Raw genomic sequence first — 1,715 nt, forward strand, 5'->3', positions numbered from 1 at the left:
AGAAATTGTGACGTTGCGATACAAATAAGTCTATCTTTTGCCCACAACCCCATTCCGGTTGGACCTAACTGAATATGAGTTAGTTGGGGATTTTTCACTATTGGTGGATCATTGAATGATGTTGCGGCAATTATCTCGCCTAGAAAATTAATTTTTTGCTCTTGGGTAATCTTTCGGAGTTCCACTCTTATTTGAGGTAACAACGATTTCAAATTATTAGATCTTCCAAACAAAAAATCAGTCGTACAGTCAAAAACGTCTGCTAATGCCGTTATAAGAGAGATATCGGGCAACGTGTCCCCTTTTTCCCATTTGGACACCGCTTGAGGAGAAACATTAAGAACCAAACCTAATTGCTCTTGTGTCATATTTTTATTTCGACGAAGATGGTTGATTCTGTCACCAATATTACTGGCATCCATATGCACTATTAAAGCACCTCCATTTATTGATACGTTAATTATATCCCATCTATATTTCAATGTTTATGGAGGTGTAATCGCATAACTAAACCGAAAATTGAGTTATTAAACCCTGAGTTGAGCATATATAGGCTGTTGAGCAAAACTGCCAGTTAGCGTAACGAAGGGCTGCCATGTGGTAGTCCTTCCGAGGTTGAACTATCGTCTCCCGTTAGCATAACTAGGCACCTTCAAAAATTTGTCTTCATGGGGCTATCGAAGACGCGAACGATCATCGCTAGGCGACTTAGGAAGTGACGGTCTGAACTACTTCTTGTGCGGTGGTTGGATTGAGCGTCCGGATTCCAATTTTGTTCAAGTAAATAAGCATTGGTTCAAGTTGGCTTATGATGGGGCTTACAATGTCGTACTCTTTCGCGTCTATCAACTGCGACAGACCCAGGATAAAGGAACGCATTTCCGGTATCGGCAGCTTTTCAGCCTCTGACAGCCTATGGCCAGCGAGACGGATATCAGTGACGGTGTTGCTCATGCCTGTTCCTTGGCACGCCGGACAATCCGTTCTTTTGGAGAAGTAAGAAATCATCCTCAGATTGCCTTTACTCGTCGTGCGCGCGTCGATCATGTATTGAAGATCGTGTACGCAGCCGCGGTAATAGTCCGTTCGCGGTTTCTTGTTATGGACAAACGAAACGGGTTCTTTGTCGTACCCATATAGAAGGATGGGGATAAACCCTGGATCTTGCTCCTCCAGCGGTTTCAGATAATCGATTCCAAGCATTGCCGCCAACTGCCTGATCCTTGGAACTGGCGCGCAATCCGTTCCAGCCCACAAGAGGACGGCGCCATTCTTGAGTGACAGCTCGGGGGCGATCATGCGACCGGGGTCGATCTCGGCTGATCCAACGTTTCCTCCACACTCGGAGCAACGACCATAGGAGCCGGCACTCCTTGTCTCCGCAATGCTTCCGTACAGTGCACCTAGATACTCCGATACGGTCAACAAGATACCAACGAGGGTGCCCGGTCGTTTGGGGTTGAATGGTTTATCTGGAATCTGTGTGCGATCCATAGGCTCACGCTCCATTAATTATTCCGATGTTCTTTATAAGTTCTGATTCCACACCGACGTCCATTTTTCCTTTTTTTTCAAGAACAAAAGAGAGCATAACTGCCCGTTAACGTAGCGGTGGGCTGCCGAGGTGGAACTCCGTTAGTTCAAAACCATATCCGCTATAGAAATGACATATATACACCCTTACCTTGAATTAACTTAAATCCGAGTTGCTTGTA

Annotated in this window: 2 protein-coding genes; both read right to left on the reverse strand. The window is 45.4% G+C overall.

The annotated features are described in order from the left end of the window. Window positions 1-422, reverse strand: a 422-nt coding sequence (locus DFP97_RS30300) for a helix-turn-helix domain-containing protein (RefSeq protein ID WP_245976662.1), incomplete at its 3' end; no start/stop codon positions are given. Between the two features lie 286 nt (window positions 423-708). Continuing rightward, window positions 709-1,494, reverse strand: a complete 786-nt coding sequence (locus DFP97_RS30305; RefSeq protein ID WP_114384367.1) for an excinuclease ABC subunit UvrA — start codon at window positions 1,492-1,494, stop codon at window positions 709-711. Between the last annotated feature and the right edge of the window lie 221 nt (window positions 1,495-1,715).

The organism is Paenibacillus prosopidis, assembly GCF_003337375.1.
In the GTDB taxonomy this organism is placed as follows: domain Bacteria; phylum Bacillota; class Bacilli; order Paenibacillales; family Paenibacillaceae; genus Pristimantibacillus; species Pristimantibacillus prosopidis.

What these genes read in the sequence shown, in the direction of transcription:
- DFP97_RS30305 (WP_114384367.1), bottom strand. Translation starts at nt 1,494, where the DNA reads ATGGATCGCACACAGATTCCAGATAAACCATTCAACCCCAAACGACCG.